28 protein-coding genes and 1 riboswitch are annotated in these 24528 nt (G+C 44.0%); of the genes, 20 read left to right on the forward strand and 8 right to left on the reverse strand.

Going from position 1 to position 24528, the window contains the following annotated elements:
* Nucleotides 1-35 precede the first annotated feature (35 nt).
* Nucleotides 36-146, forward strand: a riboswitch (TPP riboswitch).
* A 116-nt stretch (nucleotides 147-262) separates the two neighbouring features.
* The 5 genes from thiD (at nucleotide 263) to AC0VYQ_RS02960 (ending at nucleotide 3361) form a co-directional block, all read left to right on the forward strand.
* The gene (thiD, locus tag AC0VYQ_RS02940; RefSeq protein WP_475404223.1) at nucleotides 263-1072 is read left to right on the forward strand and encodes a bifunctional hydroxymethylpyrimidine kinase/phosphomethylpyrimidine kinase; all 810 of its coding nucleotides are present in this window, start codon (nucleotides 263-265) and stop codon (nucleotides 1070-1072) included.
* On the forward strand, nucleotides 1053-1823 hold the full coding sequence (thiM, locus tag AC0VYQ_RS02945) for a hydroxyethylthiazole kinase (protein WP_088836348.1): 771 nt from the start codon (nucleotides 1053-1055) through the stop codon (nucleotides 1821-1823). Before thiD ends, thiM begins: the two co-directional genes overlap by 20 nt.
* The gene (gene thiE, locus AC0VYQ_RS02950; protein WP_475404224.1) at nucleotides 1813-2451 is read left to right on the forward strand and encodes a thiamine phosphate synthase; all 639 of its coding nucleotides are present in this window, start codon (nucleotides 1813-1815) and stop codon (nucleotides 2449-2451) included. Before thiM ends, thiE begins: the two co-directional genes overlap by 11 nt.
* Nucleotides 2452-2471: 20 nt before the next feature.
* Nucleotides 2472-2909, forward strand: a complete 438-nt coding sequence (locus AC0VYQ_RS02955; protein ID WP_475404225.1) for a hypothetical protein — start codon at nucleotides 2472-2474, stop codon at nucleotides 2907-2909.
* Nucleotides 2910-2986: 77 nt separating this feature from the next.
* The gene (locus tag AC0VYQ_RS02960) at nucleotides 2987-3361 is read left to right on the forward strand and encodes an ArsR/SmtB family transcription factor (protein ID WP_475404226.1); all 375 of its coding nucleotides are present in this window, start codon (nucleotides 2987-2989) and stop codon (nucleotides 3359-3361) included.
* Between the two features lie 90 nt (nucleotides 3362-3451).
* On the opposite strand, the gene AC0VYQ_RS02965 is transcribed toward AC0VYQ_RS02960, so the two are convergent.
* Together AC0VYQ_RS02965 and AC0VYQ_RS02970 are read right to left on the reverse strand one after the other, a co-directional pair.
* Nucleotides 3452-4060, reverse strand: coding sequence for a CHASE3 domain-containing protein (locus AC0VYQ_RS02965; RefSeq protein WP_214893793.1), 609 nt, complete (start codon nucleotides 4058-4060; stop codon nucleotides 3452-3454).
* A gap of 241 nt (nucleotides 4061-4301) precedes the next feature.
* On the reverse strand, nucleotides 4302-5171 hold the full coding sequence (locus AC0VYQ_RS02970) for a YitT family protein (protein WP_088836353.1): 870 nt from the start codon (nucleotides 5169-5171) through the stop codon (nucleotides 4302-4304).
* Nucleotides 5172-5300: 129 nt separating this feature from the next.
* Here AC0VYQ_RS02970 and AC0VYQ_RS02975 point away from each other — a divergent pair, with 129 nt between their 5' ends.
* Together AC0VYQ_RS02975 and AC0VYQ_RS02980 are read left to right on the forward strand one after the other, a co-directional pair.
* Nucleotides 5301-5912, forward strand: a complete 612-nt coding sequence (locus AC0VYQ_RS02975) for a hypothetical protein (protein ID WP_475404227.1) — start codon at nucleotides 5301-5303, stop codon at nucleotides 5910-5912.
* A gap of 189 nt (nucleotides 5913-6101) precedes the next feature.
* Nucleotides 6102-6938 (forward strand): formate/nitrite transporter family protein, encoded by an 837-nt coding sequence (locus AC0VYQ_RS02980; RefSeq protein ID WP_088836355.1) that lies wholly within the window; start codon nucleotides 6102-6104, stop codon nucleotides 6936-6938.
* Nucleotides 6939-6987: 49 nt separating this feature from the next.
* Here the strand turns inward: AC0VYQ_RS02980 and AC0VYQ_RS02985 are convergent, their stop codons facing one another.
* Entirely contained in the window at nucleotides 6988-7407 is a 420-nt protein-coding gene (locus tag AC0VYQ_RS02985; protein WP_029332678.1) for a DUF1232 domain-containing protein, read from the reverse strand.
* A 98-nt stretch (nucleotides 7408-7505) separates the two neighbouring features.
* Here AC0VYQ_RS02985 and AC0VYQ_RS02990 point away from each other — a divergent pair, with 98 nt between their 5' ends.
* Nucleotides 7506-8729, forward strand: a complete 1224-nt coding sequence (locus tag AC0VYQ_RS02990) for an aminopeptidase (protein WP_214766694.1) — start codon at nucleotides 7506-7508, stop codon at nucleotides 8727-8729.
* An 86-nt stretch (nucleotides 8730-8815) separates the two neighbouring features.
* Here AC0VYQ_RS02990 and murB read toward each other — a convergent pair whose 3' ends face one another.
* On the reverse strand, nucleotides 8816-9727 hold the full coding sequence (murB, locus tag AC0VYQ_RS02995; protein ID WP_088836357.1) for a UDP-N-acetylmuramate dehydrogenase: 912 nt from the start codon (nucleotides 9725-9727) through the stop codon (nucleotides 8816-8818).
* 297 nt (nucleotides 9728-10024) lie between these two features.
* Here murB and AC0VYQ_RS03000 point away from each other — a divergent pair, with 297 nt between their 5' ends.
* The 5 genes from AC0VYQ_RS03000 to AC0VYQ_RS03020 all read left to right on the forward strand — a co-directional run bounded on the left by AC0VYQ_RS03000 (nucleotide 10025) and on the right by AC0VYQ_RS03020 (nucleotide 13989).
* Nucleotides 10025-10540, forward strand: coding sequence for a GNAT family N-acetyltransferase (locus tag AC0VYQ_RS03000; protein WP_088836358.1), 516 nt, complete (start codon nucleotides 10025-10027; stop codon nucleotides 10538-10540).
* A gap of 25 nt (nucleotides 10541-10565) precedes the next feature.
* A complete protein-coding gene (locus tag AC0VYQ_RS03005) occupies nucleotides 10566-11042 on the forward strand; it encodes a GNAT family N-acetyltransferase (RefSeq protein ID WP_475404228.1) in 477 nt (158 codons plus the stop codon).
* 79 nt (nucleotides 11043-11121) lie between these two features.
* Nucleotides 11122-12294, forward strand: coding sequence for an IS200/IS605 family element RNA-guided endonuclease TnpB (gene tnpB / locus AC0VYQ_RS03010; RefSeq protein ID WP_475404229.1), 1173 nt, complete (start codon nucleotides 11122-11124; stop codon nucleotides 12292-12294).
* Nucleotides 12295-12564: 270 nt separating this feature from the next.
* A complete protein-coding gene (locus tag AC0VYQ_RS03015) occupies nucleotides 12565-12924 on the forward strand; it encodes a hypothetical protein (RefSeq protein WP_088836360.1) in 360 nt (119 codons plus the stop codon).
* A 114-nt stretch (nucleotides 12925-13038) separates the two neighbouring features.
* On the forward strand, nucleotides 13039-13989 hold the full coding sequence (locus tag AC0VYQ_RS03020; protein WP_475404230.1) for a hypothetical protein: 951 nt from the start codon (nucleotides 13039-13041) through the stop codon (nucleotides 13987-13989).
* Here the strand turns inward: AC0VYQ_RS03020 and AC0VYQ_RS03025 are convergent.
* A complete protein-coding gene (locus AC0VYQ_RS03025) occupies nucleotides 13947-14795 on the reverse strand; it encodes a GNAT family N-acetyltransferase (RefSeq protein ID WP_475404231.1) in 849 nt (282 codons plus the stop codon). The two genes, AC0VYQ_RS03020 and AC0VYQ_RS03025, sit on opposite strands and share 43 nt — an antisense overlap.
* A gap of 127 nt (nucleotides 14796-14922) precedes the next feature.
* Here AC0VYQ_RS03025 and AC0VYQ_RS03030 point away from each other — a divergent pair, with 127 nt between their 5' ends.
* On the forward strand, nucleotides 14923-15186 hold the full coding sequence (locus AC0VYQ_RS03030) for a hypothetical protein (protein WP_029332686.1): 264 nt from the start codon (nucleotides 14923-14925) through the stop codon (nucleotides 15184-15186).
* Nucleotides 15187-15431: 245 nt separating this feature from the next.
* On the opposite strand, the gene AC0VYQ_RS03035 is transcribed toward AC0VYQ_RS03030, so the two are convergent.
* A complete protein-coding gene (locus AC0VYQ_RS03035; protein WP_475404232.1) occupies nucleotides 15432-16343 on the reverse strand; it encodes a hypothetical protein in 912 nt (303 codons plus the stop codon).
* 140 nt (nucleotides 16344-16483) lie between these two features.
* Between AC0VYQ_RS03035 and nfsA the strand changes: the two genes are divergently transcribed.
* From nfsA to AC0VYQ_RS03060, 5 genes are all read left to right on the forward strand, one after another.
* On the forward strand, nucleotides 16484-17230 hold the full coding sequence (gene nfsA, locus AC0VYQ_RS03040; RefSeq protein ID WP_214802482.1) for an oxygen-insensitive NADPH nitroreductase: 747 nt from the start codon (nucleotides 16484-16486) through the stop codon (nucleotides 17228-17230).
* A gap of 15 nt (nucleotides 17231-17245) precedes the next feature.
* Entirely contained in the window at nucleotides 17246-18484 is a 1239-nt protein-coding gene (locus tag AC0VYQ_RS03045) for an LCP family protein (RefSeq protein WP_475404233.1), read from the forward strand.
* A gap of 339 nt (nucleotides 18485-18823) precedes the next feature.
* Nucleotides 18824-19534, forward strand: coding sequence for an NAD(P)H-binding protein (locus tag AC0VYQ_RS03050; RefSeq protein ID WP_029332690.1), 711 nt, complete (start codon nucleotides 18824-18826; stop codon nucleotides 19532-19534).
* A gap of 124 nt (nucleotides 19535-19658) precedes the next feature.
* Nucleotides 19659-20204, forward strand: a complete 546-nt coding sequence (locus tag AC0VYQ_RS03055; RefSeq protein WP_475404234.1) for a TlpA family protein disulfide reductase — start codon at nucleotides 19659-19661, stop codon at nucleotides 20202-20204.
* A gap of 4 nt (nucleotides 20205-20208) precedes the next feature.
* A complete protein-coding gene (locus AC0VYQ_RS03060; protein ID WP_214893805.1) occupies nucleotides 20209-20664 on the forward strand; it encodes a hypothetical protein in 456 nt (151 codons plus the stop codon).
* 92 nt (nucleotides 20665-20756) lie between these two features.
* Here the strand turns inward: AC0VYQ_RS03060 and AC0VYQ_RS03065 are convergent, their stop codons facing one another.
* Both AC0VYQ_RS03065 and nhaC read right to left on the reverse strand, forming a co-directional pair.
* On the reverse strand, nucleotides 20757-20966 hold the full coding sequence (locus AC0VYQ_RS03065; RefSeq protein ID WP_029332693.1) for a DUF3006 domain-containing protein: 210 nt from the start codon (nucleotides 20964-20966) through the stop codon (nucleotides 20757-20759).
* A 242-nt stretch (nucleotides 20967-21208) separates the two neighbouring features.
* On the reverse strand, nucleotides 21209-22582 hold the full coding sequence (nhaC, locus tag AC0VYQ_RS03070) for a Na+/H+ antiporter NhaC (protein WP_214766686.1): 1374 nt from the start codon (nucleotides 22580-22582) through the stop codon (nucleotides 21209-21211).
* Nucleotides 22583-23492: 910 nt separating this feature from the next.
* Between nhaC and argC the strand changes: the two genes are divergently transcribed.
* Nucleotides 23493-24524 carry an N-acetyl-gamma-glutamyl-phosphate reductase gene (argC, locus tag AC0VYQ_RS03075; RefSeq protein ID WP_475404235.1) on the forward strand — a complete coding sequence of 344 codons (1032 nt, stop codon included), beginning with the start codon at nucleotides 23493-23495 and terminating at the stop codon, nucleotides 24522-24524.
* The last annotated feature ends 4 nt before the right edge of the window (nucleotides 24525-24528 follow it).

Consider the following 24528-nt stretch of genomic DNA (forward strand, 5'->3'; position numbering starts at 1 on the left):
TGACGCTATGCTACAGTGAAAGGGAAATTTAAATCATGAGCAACTAGGGGAGCTGGAGGAATCTGGCTGAGAGGAAAACCATTCTGTTTTCGACCCTATCACCTGATCTGGATAATACCAGCGTAGGAAAGTTGAGATTGAAGACATGAATAAGTGACCACACTCGTTGGTTTTTCATGGCGTCGTCTGCTTTTTTACAGCGGACGACGCTTTTTTTCGTTCCGCTTTCTCCTTGTGCTCTCATAGAAAGTGAGGTCTATCGATGAAACATGTACTGACGATTGCTGGATCAGACTCTAGTGGTGGAGCTGGAATTCAAGCCGACCTAAAAACTTTTTCTGCTCTTGGGGTTTACGGTATGAGTGTAATTACTGCTATCACAGCGCAAAATACGTTAGGCGTACAAGCAGTTGAAGATGTATCACCAACGCTTGTCGAAGCCCAGTTGAACTCGATTTTTAGCGATATTCGTGTAGATGCCGTTAAAATTGGGATGGTCTCGAATGAAAAAACGATTCAAGTTATTGCCAAATGTTTGAAACATTATAAGGGACCAGTCGTCTTAGACCCCGTGATGGTCGCAAAAGGGGGGCATGCCCTGTTAAGGAAATATGCTGAACAAGCATTAATGGAGCACTTGATGCCGCTTGCAACCTTGACGACCCCGAATATTCCGGAAATGGAACGCATGTTAGGGCAAGCGATTTCGACAGTTGATGAAATGAAGCTGGCGACGACGGAATTCGCACAAAAACGAGACATCGCTATCCTGTTAAAAGGCGGTCATCTCGAAAGTACGGATGCCTCGGATATTTTATACACGGAAGGGATGCATCATCTGTTTCAGGAGGCACGATTAAAACGCCAGCATACACATGGGACAGGATGTACATTATCTTCCGCGATTGCGGCACGTCTTGCTCTGGGAGATTCCCTGAAGGATAGCGTGATTTATGCTAAACGGTACGTAACTGAAGCAATCCGGCATGGATTTGCCTTAGGGAACGGAATCGGACCGACACATCACTTTTATGACATTTGGAGGGAAACGGATGCTTACAACCATTCATGATAAAAAACCATTAATTCATCATTTAACGAATGCGGTCACGATTAATGAGTGTGCCAATATGACCCTTGCGCTCGGGGGTTCACCTGTCATGGCGGAAGATATCCTAGAAGTCGAGGAAATGGTTGGACATGCAGATGCTGTCGTTATCAATATCGGGACATTGAACGCAGCTTCACGAGCGTCGCAATTGTTGGCAGGTCAAACGGCCAACCGATTGAAGAAACCGATTATTTTAGATCCAGTCGGAATGGGGGCGACGACACTTCGGACACAATTCACGAAAGAGTTACTCGAAGCAATTCATTTTACGGTCATTAAGGGGAACGTCTCTGAAATCAAGACGCTCATCGGTCAAGTCGGACGTTCAAAAGGAGTCGATGTCGCTTCAGGAGAGACATTAGATTTTCAAGTCGTCCATGAGTTTGCTGGACGGCTCGGGACGACTCTCGTCGTAACGGGACCGGTTGATTTCATTACAGACGGCAAGCGTCAAGTAAAACTAACCGTAGGAACGCCACGACTCGGACACATTACAGGGACAGGCTGTATGACGGCATCGCTCATCGGGACCCTACTTGGAGCAGGGTATGATGCATTCGAAGCAGCGACCTATGGGACGTATTTAATGGGAAAAGCGGGTGAAGTCGCAGATGAAGCAGCGGGACTCGGTGATTTCCGGATGGGGTTGTTCAACGCAATCAGCTTAACTACAGAAGAAAGTTTGAAAGGGGTATTGACCAGTGGAGAATGATTACACGGTTTATGCGGTAACAGATCGGCGCTTTCACCCGGACGTTGCCTTGATTGATGCGGTCGAAGCAGCAATAAAAGGTGGCGCGACGATGGTCCAGCTTCGTGAAAAACAGGCGCAAGGGAAAGAATTTCTCGAACAAGCGAGCGACTTGAAGAAAATGATGTTTCGTTACGGCGTCCCACTCATCATCAATGACCGGATTGATATCGCACAAATCGTCGGTGCAGGTCTGCATATCGGGCAAGAGGACATCCCTTTGCGGGAGGCACGTAAGCTGTTACCGGAAGCCACGATTGGGGTTTCTGTCTCGACCGTTGAACAGGCAATCGAAGCAGAGCAAGACGGGGCAACTTATCTTGGCGTAGGGTCACTCTATCCAACGGCGACAAAAGACGATGCGAGTCAGATGACAAACGAAACACTCCAAGCGATTCGCCGGGCTGTTTCCCTTCCTCTCGTCGGGATTGGTGGAATCACACATCATGTGGTGCCCGACTTATTCGAGATGCTTGAAGGATATGCTGTCGTCTCTGCCTTATTTGCAGCACCAGATATTGAACGTGCGGCACGGGAGTTCAAAGAGGCGGTTCAGACTGCGCGTCAAATAGTATCAGACCGGGTATAATCACTGAAGAGGTGATGTACGTGAAATGGCAAGTCATTCGCTTTCGGGGAGGCTGGATTCGGTATCGAATCGAACCACAAATCATTCGAATCGACAATCGCGGAAAGTATCATTTAGGTTGGAAATTGTTTCCGTATCCGAATCGTTATGCATTTGAATTGGCGGCTTTGTTAAAAAACAAACACCGACAACGATATAAACGGCCGCTGTTGATTAAAACGGCATCCATCGCTACGGAAATCTGGGGACATACACACCTCGATTTATTTTATCGGGTGATGTTACAAGTACCGTTACCACGCTTCCTATCGAATCGATATAAGGAGCGATTGCGAAATACAAGTATCATCGACATCGGTGTACGAGCTGTTGATACTAATCGAATCGTTTGGGATATCGGGAATCGATTAGGGGGATGGGCAGTTTTTCGTACAATCCAAAAAAAACATCGGAAATGAATCTTCACCTCGCGAATCATCGTAGTCATCTTACTTGCATTTGTTGTTTTAGGATGGTGCAATAGTTTGGAGGAGAGGTGAAGACAGTGGAGGCACCACGCTGTGAGACGATTGCGATCGATCAAAAACGTGCAACTGAAATTGGTCATGCCGTTGAAAAAATCCCGACGCTTGAGATTGGGAAATTGTTTAAAGTGTTATCGGACGCAACGCGTCTACGAATCGCTTATGCATTGACGGTCGAGCGAGAACTTTGTGTTTGTGACGTATCGGCATCAGTTGATTGTTCGATTGCGACGGCTTCGCATCACTTAAGAACGTTATTGAAACAAGGTCTCGTCAAATATCGTAAAGAAGGAAAAGTTGTCTATTATTCACTTGATGACCATCATGTCTCGTCGTTAGTTCATTTGGCAATGGAGCATGTGAATGAAGGAAAGGCTTCTTCTTGAGAAAAATACAAAAAAACGCACCGCAGTCCGATAAAGAACTGCGGTGCGTTTTTTAGCTTTTTCACGAAGCTAATCGTATGAAACAACAGATCACTTGATTCGATGGAAGAGCGTGATGGTCACACTGATGAGTAGAAAGGCTAAAATGGATAGACTAAAGCACATCCGTTTATAGGATGCTGTCACGAGCGCCGTATTTTCGAGTTCTTGATCTAATTCGGTATACAATTGATCTTTAACTTGAGCAAGATCTTCAAGAATGGTCTGCGTGGTCTGCGTCGATTGTTTCGCTAAAGCGGTAGCTGCTTGTGAACCGTTTGTTTCATAAAGGCTGAAAACGGTTTCGATTTCTTTTTCCCATGCATTGTTACGGGTTAACAAATCTTTAATCGGTACGGGTGTTTCGTTCGAAGCATTGAGCACACGGCGTAAATCATGAATTTTGGTCGTGCAGAAGTAGTATTGTTCAATGTAGCGGTCGTCTTCATAGAGCAATAGGCCGCGAACGGCATTTGCCCGATCCCGATTGTATTCGACGAGTTGGTCGACTTGTTTAATCATCGGGATATCATGGGCGTGCATCTCTTCTGTCATTTTTGAAATGGTACGATAACCTGTCAAGGCATAGATGAGAGGAATCGAAGCGAACAAACTGACTAAAAGAATGAGAGAGATGCGGTAGCGCCAAAGTTTATTCATGCAATCATTCCTTCGTAAGCTAACTAGTAATGTCATTAGCTTAACCACTAATTCCCAAAAAGTGAAGAGTTATCTATTTTTTAGGGGAACATCTTTTGGTTACGGGAATCCAATCGTTTTATATTTTGAGATGAAACCTGAAGCGATACCAAACGTAGACGTATATGATGGGTCAGCCTTCGTTTACAAAAAACAACCCACCTCATGACAGGGGGTTGTCGTTTCATCGTGTGCGGTTCATTTAAAAAGAGTAGGAATGTTCTTTGTAATTTCCAAAGACGGTATGAATCTCAGAGAAGGTGACGAAGGCATTAGGTTCGACAGAGGAAACAATTTCCTGAAGACGAACGATTTCATTATTCTGTACGACGACATAAACCATCTTCTTTGTCCGGTTGGAATAGCCACCGCGCGCATCGAGAATCGTGACACCACGACCGAGTTCTTTTGTGATGACGTCGTTGATTTCATCTGCTTTTTCACAAATGATAATACATTGTTTAGAAGCAGAGTAAAAACTATAGACCGTTTGCAACGCCTTGGCGCGAACGAAGCTCATAATTAATGCATACATAACATGTTTTAAGTCGAAGACTAACCAAACTAAGATATAGATCACTAAATCCTGCATTAAAAAAATACGCGGGAGCGGCCAGTTATGGAAGCGGGCATAAAAGAACTTTCCGAGGATGTCGAGTCCACCTGTCGAAGCGCCGCCAAAGAAGATTAATGCCATTGCGAGCCCGGAAACTAACCCTGCAAAAATGGAGGCGACGAGAGGATCGTTTAATGACTCAGGAACCACTTGTGTTGGAATCCAATCAATTAAAAATGAAGAAATAAGGACGATAATTCCTGAAAGTAGCATGAATCGTTTTCTTAAGAAGCGAAAACCAAGTAAGAAAAGCGGGATATTCAAGACAAGTTGGGTCAGTCCGATAGGCGTATTGAACAACTCCTGGAAAATAAGTGTGATTCCCATGATGCCGCCAGATCCAATGTCATTTGGAGATAATAAAAGGCTGATATAAAGGGAGTAAAGAAGTGTACCGATTAAAAGGAAACTGATTTTTTCTGTTCGTTTTTTCTTGCTCGTTTGTTTAGTCTTCATTGTGATTGATGAGAAATCCTCATGCTCCTCCTTCGTAAAGTATCTGCCTGCAAGAGTACGCCTATATAGCATTAAATTCAACCCCTCAACTGAAAAATATCGTAAAAAGGTGACGCGGGTCGAAAGGAATTGAGTGAATTGAAAAAAATCCTTTTATTTTTATGCTGTGCGCTCATTGGATTAAGTACAGGTTCCGTTTTTATGTTGCATTACTCGAGGGAATCCCCTGACAATAAGTGGCGTGATGGAGCACTGGTCACTCGATATGTCGGAACATCGGTTACAAATACAAATGCAATGACAGGATTTATTGAACGATTTCCATTTTCAGACGCACTTAAACAAGTACAGATTGAAGGAACTACCGTCTCCTTACGTTATGAAGTGACGGGTAAATCCAGAAAAGAATGGGTCGGGACAAATCATGAATGGATTGATCCGTCTACACCCTCTTTTATCAAAAGTCGATTTCCGCAACTCGTCATGCACCATACGCTGGCTCTTTTTTTAGCGATTCCTAATGTAATGACAGTTGAAATTCAATATACGGATCCTGTATCAATCCTTCAAATTAAAATCACGCGTACTGATTTTGAAGGGTATACACCACGCGATATTGAGCGAGCTTCGACGTCCACTAACCGCTTTAATCGTGTAGTCATTGACGACTATGTATTAGTTGAATCAAGGCGAAAATCCTTTCTGGAATACTTCCGTTCACAACTCAAAATATACCCGTAAAGTAGTTGTATCTAGCAAGAAAAAGCTTTTTTCACAAACTTGACACAATGGTATCGTTTACATGTCATTCTTTCGTAAAAACCTTAAATAAGGGGTAGGCAGGGGTTGAACATCTTATAAGATGGAAGTATGATAATAAGTGAACAAACATTGTGAAGTGTTGAACAAGAAGAAAGCGAGGTTTCTACAATGAATGAAGTAGAAGCATTAGAAGGGCTAAGAAATAAAGCGGTTAAATCAACTAAAATGCTACAAATGCGTCCACTCGAATATTTAGTTCGTGCCATGCTTGCTGGGGTATTCATCGGTTTTGCTATCATATTTACACTCAAAGCAATCAACGGACTTTATCTAAATGAATCGGCTGCGATGACGCTCGTCGGTGGATTAACTTTTGGTGTTGCGCTTGTCTTAATCGTCTACGGCGGTGCAGAACTGTTTACAGGAAATACGATGTACTTTACTACGGCGACGATGCGTGGATACACTACGAAAATGGATACGTTTAAAGTATGGACGATTTGTTTGATTGGTAATGGTCTCGGAGGACTTGCCTTCGCGTTACTCTTTTCGCAAACTGGAATCATTCAAGAGTTAGGCGCAAACAACTGGTTGTTTGCTGTCTCTGAATCGAAAATCCATCACTCGACATGGGAAATCTTTACGCGAGCAATCTTCTGTAACTGGATGGTTTGTTTAGCGATTTTCATTCCGAAAAACATGAAAAATGAATTGGCACAAATCATGATGATGATGGTTTTAGTTGCTGTCTTCTTCGCATCAGGTTTTGACCATGTCATTGCCAATATGGCATTGTTCTCAATCGCGCTTGTCGTACCTCACCCAGAGGCGATTTCATTTGCCGGAGCAATCCATAACTTAATTCCTGCTCTCTTCGGTAACATCATCGGTGGAGCACTCTTCATGGGAATGGTTTACACGTGGTTGAATAAAGAAAAGCTAGAAGTGGATCAATCAAAACAACAAGCTGCGACAATCAACATCGCGACGAAAAAAAAAGCATAAAGAAAAGGTAAGGTAGCGACGGGTTTTCCCGTCTCCCTTACCTTTTTCTTTATTCGAGATGTTGGAAGCGATCGACATCTGCTGCGAGTTCTTCATAAATCGATTCGACGATTTGAGCATCATCGAACAGACCGAGTACATTTTCGTCAGGTAGTGCATCGACTGGGGAAGTAAAATAGAGCACAGCCGTCAATAATAATTGTTCTTGTTCTTCCTTCATCGAAAAACGTTTTTGATAAAGGGCACGTAACATCTCAAGTAACTGTTTAAGTTGGAAATACAGCACGAGTTCTGCTTCACGTTCGATATCAGACCCTTCTTCTGAAGCGATATCTTTTGTTAAATGTGCTAAGCCAACTTCTCCTCGAATCAATAAATCTTCCTGTGCTTTGTGATCTCCGACTAACGCCAATGCCTGACGGTGGAAATATGTGTAAGCGGATTTGAAATCTCCTGGTACGAATTCCATGTTCAACACTCCTTCTCTACACCTAGTTTCACCTTATTTCTTGCAAAATTGCAACTCTTTCGTGAAAATAAGAGTAAGAGACGAAAGGGGATTACATAATGCCGACTCAAGAACAACTCAAAAAGTATGCAGCACTCGCTGTACGTACAGGAATCAATTTGCAATCCGGTCAGCAACTAGAAATTCGTGCTGGCATCGAAAATGCACCACTTGTTCGTGAAATTACACGTGTTGCTTACGAAGTAGGCGCATCGAACGTTTACGTGCAATGGTCAGATGATGAAATGACGAAAATCCGTTATTTCGATGCACCGGAAGATTCGTTTGACGCATTTCCAGAGTGGTTAAAAGCACGGTTCGATCAGTTAGCTGATGAAAAGACAGCCTTCTTATCTGTCGTCAGTGAAGATCCAGATCTTTTAAACGGAGTCGAGTCGAGTCGTATCGCGCGCGCGAATAAAGCAGCAGGAGTTGCACTAGCCAATTGGCGTAAATTCGTCATGAGCGACAATGTAAGCTGGTGTGTCGTTGCTGCACCTTCAGATGCTTGGGCGGCTAAGGTATTCCCGGACTCGGAAAACGCTGTAGAAGAGCTATGGGAAGCGATTCTAAAGGCAACCCGTGTCGATCAAGCAGATCCAGTCGCTGCATGGGAGAAACATGATCACAACCTCCGCACGAAAGCGACATTCTTGACGGAGAAAAAATATAAAACACTTCATTACTCGGCACCAGGGACGGAATTATCGATCGAGTTGCCAGAGCGTCACGTTTGGCTCGGTGGTGGTGGACCGAATGCGGACGGTGTTGATTTCATCGCGAACCTTCCGACGGAGGAGGTCTTTACGTTACCGAAGAAGACAGGAGTCAACGGTCATGTCTCGAGTACGAAGCCACTCAGCTACAGCGGAAACTTGATTGATGGCTTTACGCTTTGGTTTGAAGATGGGAAAATCGTCAAAGCAGAAGCGAAACAGGGTCAAGCGGCATTAGATGAGTTGATTTCGCTCGACGAAGGAGCACGTTATCTCGGAGAAGTAGCACTCGTGCCGCACCATTCACCAATCTCTGACTCGGGCATCTTGTTCTACAATACGTTGTTCGATGAGAATGCCTCATGTCACCTCGCGATTGGTCGTGCCTACTCGACGTGCCTTGAGAATGGACCAAGCTTATCGAATGAAGAATTAGCCGAGCAAGGGGCGAATGATTCGATGACGCATGTTGATTTCATGATTGGCTCAGCAGATATGGCAATCGATGGCGAATTAGCAGACGGTACACGCGAAGCGTTAATGCGTAACGGCAACTGGTCAATTTAAGGATGAGCCGAATGGAGGCTAAAAAAAGTAACAGGAACGGGTATCCGTTCCTGTTACTTTTTTTGTGTTTAAGGAAAGTATTCGTATTAAAGTTCTTCACCGATGATTTTTACTTCCGTCTCGAGGAGAATCCCGAATTTATCCTGCACCGTTTCCTGAACGTGGTGAATAAGCGAAATGTAATCAGTCGCCGTTGCATTTTCGATGTTGACGATGAAACCGGCATGTTTTTGTGAGACTTCCGCTCCACCAATTCTTGTCCCTTGAAGTCCGCTGTCCTGGATTAACTTTCCGGCGAAATATCCTTCAGGGCGCTTAAAGACACTGCCGCAAGAAGGGTATTCGAGGGGTTGCTTCGTTTCACGCTTATTCGTCAAATCGTCCATGACTTCCTTGATGAGAACAGGATCACCCTCCGTCAAAGAAAAACGTCCTTCGAGAATGATATATTCTTTTTTAGCGAAACAGCTTGTCCGGTATCCAAGTTCGAGTTCGTCGCGTGTGATGTTTAACAGCTCACCTTGGCGTGTTAAAACCGTCGCGCTCTGAAGACAATCTTTGACTTCCCCTCCATACGCACCAGCATTCATGATGAGCGCACCACCGACTGTGCCGGGGATTCCACAGGCAAACTCGAGACCACTCAACGCATGATCATAAGCGACGCGTGAGGCCTGGATGATGGCCGCGCCGCTTTGTGCGACGAGCTCATGTTCTTCGACCGAAATATCCGTCAATTTTTCAAATGATAAGACGATGCCACGAATCCCGCCATCACGTACGACGAGGTTCGATCCATTACCGAGTAATGTCAATGGGAGATCGTTCTCATAAGCATAGCGAACAGCAAAAGCTGTTTCTTCGTAAGAAGAAGGAATGATGAAAAGGTCGGCAATTCCTCCCATTTTCGTATACGTATGATATTTTAACGGTTCATTCACTAATACAGAGTCTTCGTTTAATCCCTCGTAAAGCCCAGTCAACAACTGTTCAGTCATATAAGTTCTCAGTCCTTTTTTTATGAATTCCATTCAGCGAAAGTACGCTCAAAATATATTTTACACTAATTACGTAATTGATGTTTAGCACATAGTTCCCAAAATACAGAGTTGACACGAAAAATGCAAGGTTTATCCGAAAACTGTCATCGCTTAGTAATGAAAATATATATCTGAAATTCCGAATTTCGAAAGGTGAACAAGACAAAATAAGGATTTCGGGTATGAATCGGTTAGAAAAGGGGCAATTACATATACAGATAGAAGGATGTTCTAAAAATTAGGAGGGGAATCGATATGGAGAGCGAACGTTTGAGAATGCGACCTTTTTCTCAGGAAGATTTCGACTTTTATAAAGAACTCGTTCAAAATGAATTGGTGATGCAGTATATTAACGGTGGTGTTTCATTGGATGAGACGGAGGCCCGTTTATGGTTCGACCAACAATTCGAGCGGTATGAAGATGATCGTCAGACGGGCTTTTTGCTGATTGAAAAAAAAGAGGATGAGGAACCAATCGGTTTTGCAGGACTCATCCTACAAGAAGTCGACGGAGTAGAAGAACTTGAAGTCGGATATTGGTTAAAGCCGAAGCACTGGAAAGTCGGATACGGGCGTGAAGCAGCGAAACGTCTGATGCGTGAGGCATTTGAACGTGGAAACGATCGTCTGATTTCAATCATTCATCCAGAAAATCATTCTTCTCAAAAGGTGGCTCGCGCCAACGGATTGGGTTGGGAAAAAGAAACGGTCTTTAAAGGGATACCCGTCGTCGTCTATTCATGCAGACTAACCCGTCTATTTAGAGGCTGAACATTAAAGCAGAGGAGTGTAATTCATGTATCATACAGAATTTATTCGGTTTAATCAGCTTGGTGCCTTGACGCTTTATCAGTTATTAAAATTAAGAACTGATATTTTTGTCGTTGAGCAGGAATGTGCCTATTCAGAGCTCGATAATCGTGATCAGGAGGCGATTCATGCACTTGCCTATGCAGATCAGCAGTTAATCGGTTGCCTTCGAGTACTCCCTAAAAATCAATCAGGTGCTGTAGCGATTGGTCGTGTCGCCGTCCATGCTGATTTTCGGTCGCGCGGCATTGCACGTCGCTTGATGAATGAAGCAATCGAACACATCCGGACACAAGAAGAAACAGGGATTTATTTGCAGGCCCAGGCCCATCTAAAAAAGTTTTATGCATCGTTTGGGTTTGAAGAGACATCTGATGTGTATCTGGAGGATGGAATTCCACACCTTGATATGCATTTATCAAAATTAGGCGAGAATACGCCCACTTCTAAACGATCCGGGTGAAACCCTAGTGAAAGTGGGAGATGAATCGCCACCCTCTGTTTCGGGTATATCCTTTGTAATTTGTAAGGAGATGAACATCATGTTGACACACAAGGCCTACAAATTCAGAATCTACCCGACGAAAGAGCAGGAAATCCTGATCGCGAAGACGATCGGTTGTTCACGCTTTGTCTTCAATCACTTCTTGGCGAAGTGGGATGAGATGTATAAAGCGACAGGTAAAGGGCTGTCCTACGGGTCTTGCTCAAAAGAACTCCCGTTGTTGAAGCAAGCGTTCGACTGGTTGAAAGAAGTCGATAGCATGTCTGTGCAAACCAGCGTCAAACATCTTGCTGATGCCTTTGACCGCTTCTTCAAGAAGCAGAACGAACGGCCCCGCTTCAAGTCGAAGTGCAACCCCGTTCAAGCGTATAAGACGAATATTCAGGGTAAGTCTCAACTTCCAGAAGTCTCGATCGTCGGCAACAAGTTAAAACTCCCGAAGTTGAAGTGGGTCCGTTTCGCCAACTCGAGGCAGGTCGTCGGACGAATCTTGAACGCGACCATCCGACGTAACGCTTCAGGAAAATACTTCGTCTCCCTGCTCGTCGAGCAGGAGAGCAACGAAATGCCGAAGACGGGCTCATCCGTCGGCGTCGATGTCGGATTGAAGCACTTCGCCATCCTGTCGGACGGCGCGGTGTACAAGAATGACCGTTACTTCCGCTCGCTTGAGAAAAAGCTAGCGCGTGAACAACGCAAGCTCTCTCATCGTCAACGGTTGGCCTTGGACAAGAAAGTAACACTTTCCGAGGCGAAGAACTATCAGAAGCAGAAGCGGAAGGTCGCCCGCATCCACGAGAAGATTGCCAACAAGCGAACCGATTTCCTGCACAAGGTATCGACCGAGATCGTCAAAAACCACGACGTCATCGGCATCGAGACCTTGCAAGTGAAGAACATGCAGAAGAATCGCAAGTTGAGCAAGTCCATCTCGGATGTCAGTTGGTCGGAATTCTTCCGCATGCTCGGATACAAGGCGGCATGGTACGGAAAGACCGTCGTGAAAGTCGGCAAGACCTTCGCCTCTAGTCAACTGTGTTCCAGTTGCGGACATCAACACAAAGACGTGAAACATCTTGGCTTGCGTGAATGGACATGCCCGAGTTGCGGCATCCACCACGAGCGTGATGTGAACGCAGGACTGAACCTCAAACAAGAAGCTGAACGCATCCTAGCTTCTTCAACCGTCGGGACGACGGGGTTAGCCTGATCAGGTTTCGACCGTTAGGTCGGATCACTCAGGAATCCTCCACCTCTAAGCGAAGCGTAGGTGGAGGTAGTTCAACGCTTAAAGAAGAGTATTGAATATTCCTTTACCTAGCAACTAAATTGCTCATCTAGGTTGGGAAGACGTCTCTCCCTTGTCGTCCCAATTGTTGTAGACATGAGGAAACGCTTATTTTCGAGAAATACTTCAAAAAATAGCGGAGTGAACCGATGATGAGAGCAGAACGAATTTCATTCGGAGGTGAATCAGTCCATGAAAAAAGTACTGGTCATTCTCGCGTTAAGTCTGATTGGACTTTTATCTTTTGCGGTCGGAATTTCTTACGCAGAGCTTCAAAGCAGCCAACAGAACTCAGAAAAACAGTTAAAGACGATGCTTGAAAAACATCATGGAATCAGTGAAGCATCATTTTTAGAAGTGAAGGCATCGTTTTCCCTGCAACATCGACAAGTAATCCAGGTTCGATTGCGTGGAGAACCTGCCATTACTTATGAGTTCATTCAGCCGGAGCAGACAATTGAATATAGCGGTTCAATTGGAACGAGTGTCGAAAAAGTCGGAAAGCAAGATGAGATTTTTCGATCGATGCCTTTAAAAGTAGGCGAGAATTGATAGATCCTGGTGGATTTCCTTATTGTGAGGAAGGCATCAGGATTTTTTTGGCTTTCAAGAAAAGATAATATTGCGTACACTACGAAGAGAAGCAGTATTCAGGGGGGCAAACCGATGATGAAACGATTTGTGAAAAATGAGGCAGTTGGTCAGGCAGTACGTGCATTTAAAGAATTGAATCGAAAAGATTTTGAGTATTACAATGCTGAGTTGTCCGAACAAGAACGGGTCGCTTTAAATTTCGTGAAGCGAGCCTTTGACTTAGAGTCATCAGAGCACTTGTCGCTAGCGCTCGATACGAACCAACCAGTCATTGAACTCGATCGTCTGTTACTTAAGTTGGGGGCGATACAAGATAGAACGCTCTTTTTCCGTTTGTTGGTACAACATGGTGTAGATCTCAATCAATTAAAAGAGCTTGATGGACATCGTTCAATTGTCCGTCAACCGTTAGCATTTCCAGTCGGTCTATACAGTGCAATCAATCATGAACTTTTTCAATTGGCGATAGAGGCAGGTCTTGATTTAGACTACACGACATCCTTGCAACGGAGTGATCGTTTTTTAGAAACGCACGTGATTAATATGCTTGATCTCTATTTGTTGCTTGATTTAGAAGACGAAATGGACGTACGAAGCCTAGAATTTTTTACAGACCATCCGGCAACAATCGGTTTTGTTGAGCAGTTAAAGCGGTCGAATCCGTCAAGCATTCAGACAATCTTCGAGACTAAAAAATATCAAGTTGATTTTAAATATGCCAAACACTATCCACTCTTTTACGCGATGGTCGGTCGGCATACAGAAGTATTTGAACAGTTGCTTGAAGCAGTTTTAAAAACGGAGGATGAACAACTGCTTTTAGAAGATGCACTGTTAGCCTTTCATAACCACCAACCAGGTCAAGCGAGTGCGTTAGGAAACGACTATATCGACAGTCTATATCAGATGGGGGAGCAGCTAAGGATCCGAGCAAATGTTGATTTCAAACAAGTGGAGGATGCCTACGTCCTGGCGGAATATCAAGAAATCGTTGAGCGGTTACGTAAAGATTCTCTAGAGTAAGTATGCCAGTGTGAGAAGAGTTGAATATCACAGAATGTATCGGGGTCATATAAACGAAGGGCTTCTTGATGTGTTGAAAAACAATACGTCTCGAATGTCCGAACTGTCGTGCGTTTTAATTTAGCTTGAAAGGTCTCAAGAATTCTTCGCCCATATCCTTGATTCTTCAATTCAGGGATACACGTAATTTCGAGTAAACGAATCGTTTGCTTTTGTTTTTGGATGATGATTGTTCCGACGATTGTTTGTTGATCGTAGACAAGGTACGGCAATGCCCCCTGTTCAATCAAATATTCGATATGGGATACGTCATAGCTAAATAAAAAATGTGAGGATTGAATCGACTCGTTTCTGAGATTTAAGAACAAGGAACGGTTTCGGAGAGTAAGTGGCTTGAATTGAAGTGACGCGGCATGATCATTGATGAGACCGATGAAGCGAAATTGTTCAGAAGAGAGTGTATAACCGAGCGTATTCCAAGTCGAGACCAACCCGAAATCATGTGGTGGAATGATTTGAACGTCGATTTGATGAGGATGCAGAGAGAGCGCGTAATCATGGACGAAATGCGCCAAAGTGCGGAAAGCAATCAAGTCCGTGTAAGCGGCATTGATGATTTGAAGGGACGAGGCAAATTGGTTAAATCCTAATGTCGCGCAGACGGCATCCTCCTTGATTAAAGCCCATTGATATTTTTCAGGTGGTTGGAATGAGAGGGACAGAGGAGATAAGCGGTTTTTTTGTAACAACTGATGGACGAGACGACGTTGACCGTGCGACAATTGCTCGTACCGTAAAATTTTCAAACGCTACACTTCCTTTTCTGATTAGGATGAAACAATATCTTAAGTATACTATAAGCAATAAAAGGAAAATAATAGTTTTTATCATAAAAGGTAAAAGTAATCTGGTAGAAACGGGGGAGGGATTAGATTGGGAAAAAAGTTTATCTATGTCTGCTTCTTTTTGTTTTTGAGTAGTATCCATCCCGTTCAAGCACAAGATTTAGATAAACAAGAAACGAGCGTCCGAGAAGCTGTGACGTATGGAAGCTATGGAACGATGGATGAACTCATCATTGATCGAAAAGAACCGACATATGATGGTTTTGACTCACCGAATGACATGGCATTTTTATTTGCCTGTATCGCACTGCTTGCAACTGTAGGACTTGGAATCGTCAATACATCAGATTGAAAGACCTTCGGGAAACCTTCCCGAAGCTCTCAGGCTGTAGACAACGTGCTATCGGGAAATCAAGCGTCTTTTTTCCCGTAGGAGTCAACGAAATGCGACGCTTTTTAGGGAATACCGTGACAGAAATTCAGACATGCAGACGGTATAGAGCTCAATCCGTCTCGTTATCGCATGTTCACGCTTCATAAGAGTTTGTCTACACGCTAAAGAGCTTCGGGAAACCTTTCCGAAGCTCTTTTTTGTATTTAAAAATGAATATGTTTGGTTCGGCCAACGCGTTCAATCCGATCATGTTCTTCGTCTAGACCCGCCTGTTCCAGCAAGTCGAGATAATAGCGAAATGGAGTCGAACGGTGTGAAAAATAAGGAATATATTCTGTGAAAAGCATCGTTTCGGCTCGTTCTAGTTCACGTAAAGCGATCAGGGCATGAAGTTCTGCGAAGCGAATCTCTTGATAGAGGATGAGCTTGTCTGCATCGATGCGAACGTTCATTTGAAGCTTTTTCGCATGCATGTTCAATAACGACAGGTAAGACTCACGCTCTTGTCGCGTTTCACAATGCTCGAGAACGGCAAGGAAGAGGTCACTGCGTTCCGTGTCGACGTCGATCGGTACCTTTAACGCCGTGTAGATGGCACGCTTCATCCACGCATTATCGGATGTGTCGAGCTTGTAGTAACCAACGAGTTCTTGGAAGAGCTCAACTTGAGAGACTTTAATCAGTCGGAAGGGGTCGTTACTCAGGAAAAGAGGTTCTTCACCAGCGGCGGAAGACAGTAAAAAAAAGAATTCTTCGAAAGCAACACGCGTTCCGTTCTTTCGACCGACATAATGTCGCAGGTGTTTTAATAATCGTTTTGCTGTGACGTACCAGTTTTTTTGTTCGCGTACGGAAACGATTGCACTTGGTTCTAAATACTCACCATCGTAGGCGAGTTGAATGAAGTATTCTGTCTGTTCGATGGTTTGTTCGATTGTCGGTTGTTCTTGTTCTTTTTGTAGACCTTTATATTTTGCGAATTGCGACAGCATCAAATCTAATTCTTTATCTTCAATTGTTTGTTTGGGAAGTTGGCGATAGATCTCTACGATAATGTCGCGAAGGGTCGTATCGCCATATTGCTCCAGTAAAAGACGTAATTTTCGAATTCTCATGATCGCCCTCCTTCGACAAAAACACAACACTTCATTATTCATTTCCCGATTTTTTCATAAAACGAACATCTTTCATTTGCTCTTTTACACAATCATTGCCTATTTTTAAAGGGAAAGATTAATTTAAGGGAGAGATTCAGATGAATGAAACGATTGAACATTTATTAAACCACCGCTCGATCCGGAAATTTAAGGAACATCAACTCGACGAACAGACGATTGAACTATTAATCCAATCTGCCCAGGCTGCTTCGACGTCTTCTTATCAACAAGCCTATGCAATTGTCGGAATTGAGGATTTAGAAAAAAAACAGCAACTCGTCGAAGTAGCGAGTGGACAAAGTTATGTAGCAGATAATAGCTACTTCTTCGTCTTCTGTATCGACTACCATAAACATATGCTGGCAGCAGAGATTGCGAATGGCTCAGTCGCTGACACAGTCGAAACGACGGAAGCGTTGATCGTCGGAGCGGTTGATGCAGGACTTGCCGCACAGAACCTCGTCGTAGCAGCAGAATCATTAGGATACGGGACAGTTTATATCGGTTCACTTCGTAATGACGCTCGAAAAGTGAGTGAACTTCTTGAGTTGCCAAGTCACGTCGTACCGTTATTTGGTGTTGCAGTCGGTTTGCCGGATCAACAGCCAGGTAAAAAACCCCGTCTTCCGATGGAGGCAATCTTCCATCGTAATACGTATACTAATGACAACAAGATGCGTGAGTTGCTAGAACAGTATGAGGCAGAAACCTCGTCGTATTACGGAGAGCGGACGGATGGCGCACGAACTGAGGGATGGGTCTATCAAATGGCTGCCTCGATGAAGGAACCGAAACGGACGTATTTACGTAAGTTCTTACAAGATAAGCAGTTATCGCAAGACTAAAACGGAGGTACTACTATGGATGAGTTTCAATCAGGTCGTTCTCGACTAGAACGAAAACGACAGGAAGAAGAGCAGGCGCGACGTACTTCGACACATACACCAATTGAGCATCGAGCAGAAGATGAGCGAATGCGGATTGACGCCTCACAACGGCAGAATCATCGATACGTCGAGGATGGACCAGCTTTGACGTCGCGTTCAGTTCAACAAAATCACCGGGGCTCGCAGAAAAGAACACGGACTGGTATCGGAGGACGACTTTTCACCGTAGTCAGAAGGTCTGCAAATCAAGTCGGAACGATTATGGCGGAGCGGACACGGTCGAATCGACGTAAAAATGGACGCTCGGAAGAAAAGGTACCACGTGAGACGAGGCAGGATGGTTTAAAGAAACAACCTGTTGAGAGAAAGAAACGTCGCTTCAAAACGAAAATATTTGGTCTGCTCTTAGTTCTAGTGATTGGCTTTATCCTGTTTGCCTCACAGCCGTTTACTTTTTTATTGATCGGAAGTGACGCAAGACCCGGAGAATCGTTACGAGGTTCACGGTCTGATTCACTATCCGTCATGCAATTCGTACCGTTATCACGGACGATTCAGTTAACGTCGATTCCGCGGGATACGTATACACCGATCAGTTGTGAGGATGGGAAAAAAGATAAAATCACGCATGCTTTTGCGTTCGGTGGGGAAGCGTGTACGCAAAACGCCGTCAGTGAACTACTTGATGTAGACATCGATAGCAAAATCGTTATCTCTTTTGATAGTTTCATTGGTTTAGTTGATCAAATCGGCGGGATTGATCTTGTTTCGACAGGAACATTCTCGGAGCAAGACGCTAGCGGAAAAGCGAATCAATATGCGTTTCAAAAAGGAAAGGAATACCATATGGACGGAGCGATGGCGCTTGCCTATTCTCGTCACCGAAAAACAGACAATGATGGGGCACGAGCCAATCGTCAGTCAGAAGTCATTCAAGCTGTAGCGACGCATCTGTTGAAGCCGACAGGCTGGACTAAAATTTCATCAGCACATGCTTATATGAAAGAGGAGATGAGTTTAGACATCAGTTACCGTCAAATGGCGACAGCAGGCTTAGCCCTGGCATTGATGTCTGAGCGAGAGCATCTTGAAATTGACGTTGTCAGTGATCGATTGAATGGCATTTTCTATGATTTCCCGGATGAAAAAGCCCTGACACAATTGAGAGAAAAATTACAGACGACGTTTTACGGTGTACTGGCGAATGACTGACATTAAAAAAAATAGGTTCCTTTTTGAAAGGTTTCCTTCTCCCTATTGCGGGTATAAATTGATGTACGCAGTTGCGCTTTTGAGAACGGAAGATATCATAGCTGAAGACCTGTCCATATCTTCAATATTCATGCTTCTTTGGCCGAAATGAACATATCTTTGAGTAGGCGGCTTAAAAGACGACGTACCGAAATCCGAACACCTAATCGTCGGGATGATGAGAATTCTTGATTGCTTTTTGATATTTTTAACAGGAGTAAGCGATGAAGGAAGCTCTTATCTGCATAAGTATGAGTAGTTCAATAGAGGTGACTAGCTTATCGAGGAGGGACCTAGCATATGAATGTATTAGTTGTAGGTGCATCAGGTACAATCGGAGCTCGCGTCGTCAAGTCGCTTGCGAAAGGTCATCAAGTCACTGTCATCGTTCGACATAAGCATCTCGTCGATCGCTTCGAAAAACTCGGTGTCAAAGCACATTACGTCGACATTGAAACTGAGCTTGAAAAGGTCATTGATCTCGGGGTGGCAGGTCAAAATGCTGTGATTTGTGCAGCGACCGCGGGTGTCGATGGTGAAGCGACTGAAATTGAGTTGCTCGATCGAACGGTTGCTTTAAAAACGATTGATGCTGCGAAAAAGGCGCGTGTTCGTCATTTTGTCCTCCTCAGTGCCTATGGCGCTGATCGACCGAATCAATTTAAAAAAGAAGTTTATCCATTCTATGCCGCAAAAAATGCGGCAGAAGAGCAAATTGAGCATAGTGGTTTGACGTATACAATCATTTGTCCGGTCAACATCGTTGATGGAGAAGGTCTTGGACTAATCGAAGCCGATGAGGATTTAAAAGATGTAAAAGATGCAACGATTTCTGAAATTGATGTCGCGTCGATTTTGGCGGCATCGGTCGATAATCGGGCACTTTTCAATCGACGTTTAGAGGTGAAACAAGGAAAAACATCACTAAATGAAGCGCTTGGTGGAGACGAATCGTTTGAAAGCATCAAAGACAATCGTCGGGTTAAACAACAACTTCCTCGCTATAATTGACAGTAAAAAAGGATGTATATAAACGAGCATATCACTTCCGGGGAAAATGGAAGGGTATGCTCGTTTTTTCATAGATTCAGAGGCTGATTCTGCTACACTAATAGAAAGAGGGAGTGGGCAGCAGTTGAAAAAATATTTACTATACGTGATTGTCGGGTTAGCGATTAGTGGGATTGCATATAAAAGCTATGACGCCTATAAAGCACAACAGATTAAAGAATTTACTCAAGCGACGCAACAAGCGCAAGGCGGATTAGAGATTGGAATGAAGGCACCGAATCTCAAGCTGGAAGAGGATGGAAAAATGGTGGAACTATCTGATTTGACGAATCGATTGATTGTGATCAATTTTTGGGCGACCTGGTGTCCACCATGTAAACAAGAAATACCTGAATTAAACGCCTTTGCTAAAGCGGTGGACGTGCCCGTCTATGGCATCAACGTGACGACATCCGAACGAAAGGTTTCAGATGTAGCCGATTTTCTGAAAGAGACTCCTGTTGATTACGGGGTGCTCTATGATACGCAGGGCCAATCAGAAAATGCTTATCGATTAGTCGCGATGCCGGCGACTTACGTCATTGATACGGATGGAGTCATCGTCGCAAAACACATTGGTCCTGTTACATCAAGTATGCTAAAAGAGATGGTAGGGAAAAAGGGAGGATGAGGGAATGGAGATTCACTGCCGCGACTGTTCTTATCACATCGTCGCTGAAATCGGTCAGCGGGAGGAATGGGGGGAATTCCCTTCGATGCTAACCTATGGACTAGAACAGTACAGAACAGCATTGCCTTTTTTATTCGTGCCGCCTTATCAGGAACCACTCATTAGCCGAGCGCACATCGATGATCAAAACCGGGCGATGTTAATTAAGAACTATCATGCACATATCGATGCAATTGAAGGCGGGTGGGTCCCGCATCAATACGATTTGTTTCAGTGTCCCTGTTGCGATACGATTTCAACACGTTTTTGGTGTGCACTCTTCATTACTTCAGCTATCATCGAACCGATTCATCGCTGTGAACGAGATGAGACAGTACTACATCGAATTTCGATTGACGATTTGCACCACGCGAAGTGCCCCGAATGTAGGCATCAGTCTTTGTACGTAAGGAATGATTAAACGCGAAAAAGCCATTTAGAAGATGGAAAGACTGACCTGGGCAAGGGCGCTCAAGTAGTCGATTCATTGTCTAAATGGCTTTTTAATTATCATCAACCCATTTGCCGAAAGGAAAACGTCTGAAAGGACGATTGGGATGTACTCGATGCATCAATTGAATACGTTGTACCATCAAAAAGTATTGTGTCACCTAATCGTGCCTCAGTCGGTAAATAGCGGCGAGGGATAAAACTTGAACCGTTCTCCCAGAGAAGAACAGCATATTTACCATCAAGCCGTTCAAGCGTACCACGTTTGATCATATTGGACTCCTCCTACAATTACATCGAAGGCAACCATTTTAAAAGGGTTGCAGTCTCTCTCTCTAGTTCTCTGTAATTTTAATCTTATGTTTGGTATATTCCCACTTCGTTTTATCTTTACACTTATTTATCTAAATTAGTCGAGAATCGCTTGAATATCACTCTTTCACATGTAGAAGTGAGAAAAAAGAGGCATACCATTCGACTTATGAATGGTATGCCTTACTGATAATAGATTTACGTCACGCGACACTCTTCGTGACTTGTTTTTTTGTTGGCCGTGTAAAGGCGAAGATAAAAGTGAAGAGGGGAGATAAAATTAAGAAAAAGGCAAATGGCACATACGATGTGACGGGCACACCGAGTGTCGAGGCAAAGAATGCCCCGGATACACCCCAAGGAATCAAAGGATTAACAAGTGTGCCGCCATCTTCAAGCGCACGGGATAAAAACCGTGGGTCAATTGACCGTTCTTCAAAAATTTTCTTGAAGGCTTGTCCCGGTAATAAAATAGACAAGTATTGTTCACCTGCCATGAAGTTAACGCCGATTGCAGCAAGTGCAGCAGACGAGATGATACTCCCGTCACGTTGCAGTTTCGAAACGGTTTTTTCGATAATGACATCGATGACTCCGATACCACGTAAGACACCGCCGAACGCTAACGCGAGCATGACGAGGGAGACGGACCACATCATTGATTGGATGCCACCTTTACTAATGATGCTCGCAACCGTTTCATTCGTTGTTTCGAGCTTGAGACCATTTTGGATGACAGACATCCATTGCGCGATGTTCCAATTTCCTTGAACGAGACCTGTGAGTAATAATCCGCTTAAAACGCCTGCAATCAATGTTGGAATGACTGGCATCTTCCGAATAGCGAGTACCATCACGAGAAGTGGAGAAAGCAATGTCCAAGGAGATAAGCGGAAAAGGCTATCGAGTGCTTGTTGTGTTGCTCCAATCGCTTCTGAATCAATTGATCCTTCACCTCGTCCAAAAATAAGGAAGAGAACAAATGTGATCGCGATAGCGGGAATTGTTGTTCCCATCATAAAACGAATATGATCAAAAACAGAGACGTTGACGATACCTGGTGCGAAATTCGTCGTATCCGATAAAGGAGACATTTTATCTCCAAAACAAGCACCGCTGATGATTGCACCTGCAGCAAGGGCGGGATTGACACCAAGGACGACGGCGATTCCCATCAAGGCGACACCGACCGTACCAATTGTAGTAAATGAACTGCCTGTAAAGGTCGAAACGATCATCGCGATGATTAAAGCGGTTGGCGCGAACCAGGTCGCAGATAATGTCGATAAGCCATAATGGAGCAAGGTTGGAACGGCACCACTCATCATCCAGACGGCGATTGTCATGCCGACGAGTAACATGATTAAAATCGGTTTAATCGCTTCTCGAATACCGTTAATCATATGTTCTTCAAGTTGACTGAAAGGGAAGCGGCGATACACGGCATACCCTACAACAAAAATAAGACTGGCGAGTATAGCGAGATGGGGTTCGGCCTGTGCACCGAATAATGCGGACAATAAGATAATGATACTAATTCCTAGGATAGCTGCGGATTCACGAAAGGACATGCGCATGCTTCCACCTCCTTATATCTTTGTTACGTTTATGCTTGTTTGCTTTTACGTGTGAAAGTACTGAACAAATGCAATCTTATCGAAGATTCTCGACTGCGTCAACTAAGAAAGTTTTACAGCATGTAGACAAAGTAACATGGGGTGAAAAAAGCTTTTCCCTTTTTCGTTGCTTTCCTCAGGCGAGGGCAAGGCGTTGCTCCTTGACCCTACGGACAACGAGCAGGGTCTTGTCTACCTCTGACAGGTCGTGTCAAAAACGTACTTTTTCCGTAGGAATCAACGGAAAAGCGACGCTTTTTAGGCCGTAGCGCAGGGAAAGGTAAACCGTACAGCCGTTTTAGAGCGCGCTCGGTCTTGAATCGCTTTAAATTGCGAAAAGCAACTTTCCGCGATCCCCGGCAGCTTTGCTTACTGTGACGTGGAAGATTGCAGCTTTGAAAACGAAGTGAGACAAGGAAGCGTGAACGGACAGCATTTCCATGTAGAATTATTGCTTTTCATAAGAGTTTGTCTACAGCCTGAGTTTTATTCAGAAATATAACCAGGAATACAAAAAAATGTGACGATTTTTTGTCGTAAACGCTTTCTTTTTTATAAAAAATCTTGCACAATAAGAAAGTAGTGATGTCGATTTTGTGAACAAGAGGAGGATACATATGTTTACAGCGATTTTTGTTGTTGTTATTGCTTTGATGGGGGCAAGCGTTTTTGGAATCGATCATCTCGTCGCACAACGTGCTGAAAAAAGATGAGAAACATGAACTAAAAAGACTTTGACCAGTTACATCTTACTGAAAGGTGTCATCGGTCAAAGTCTTTTTTTGTGTATAAATTAATAAAAATACATTTGACAGTATAAATATACATGTGTTTAAATCAGTTTATCATTATTAACGAAGGAGTATCCGACATGAAATGTACAATCATAGGTGCGACGGGATATACAGCAGTCGAATTGATACGAATGATTGAGCAACATCCCCATTTAGAAATCGTCTCTCTCGTGAGTGATTCGAAGGCAACTGAATCGATTACGGAAATATACACATTCATGAATAAAAAAAACTATTCCCTCTTACAGGAGTTCTCACTTGCTCATTTAGAGGAGGTTGGAACGGAACTCATTTTTTTGGCGACTCCAAGCGGAATTTCAAAACAGTACTTAGAGCAGCTGAAAGATTGGAAAGGGAAAGTCATCGATTTAAGCGGCGATTTACGTCTCGACCAAATATCATATGAACATTGGTACGAAAAACCAGCGGTCGAGCCAATGATTCAAGCAACAGCAACATACGGACTATCAGAATGGAACCGCGAAGCGATAAAAACGAGTCGTTTGATTGCCAATCCAGGGTGTTATGCGACGGCCGTACTCCTCGGTCTCCTACCATTTTTAAAAGAACAGGTCATCGAGCCGGTGCCGATTATCATTCATGCCAGTTCAGGGTTATCGGGAGCCGGGAAATCCTTTAGCGAACAGACACATCATGTGCGATCGAATGAAAACATGCGTCTGTATAAGATGAATCGCCATCAGCACATCCCCGAAATCGAATCGGTCATTCAAACCGTGACGGGGCAAGACGCCATCGTTTCGTTCGCGACACATTTAATTCCAATCAATCGCGGAATCATGGCGACGATGACATTGACTCCACGCATCAATAAATCGGAAACGCAATGGCGTGAGTGGCTCCATGCATTTTACGAGAACGAACCCTTCGTCCGAATTAACGGAAATGATCCGGAAATTAAATCGGTCGTCGGCAGTAACTACTGTGATTTGACGATATACGCTGACGCGAGAACAGGACATCTGACAGTCGTTTCAGTCATTGACAACATGCAAAAGGGTGCAGTCGGGCAAGCGATTCAAAATGCGAACTTGATGTGCGGATATGAGGAAGCACTCGGTTTGACCCAGCAACCATTATTCATTTAAAGGA

The sequence above is a fragment of the Exiguobacterium sp. QJM3NY_9 genome (assembly GCF_056173545.1).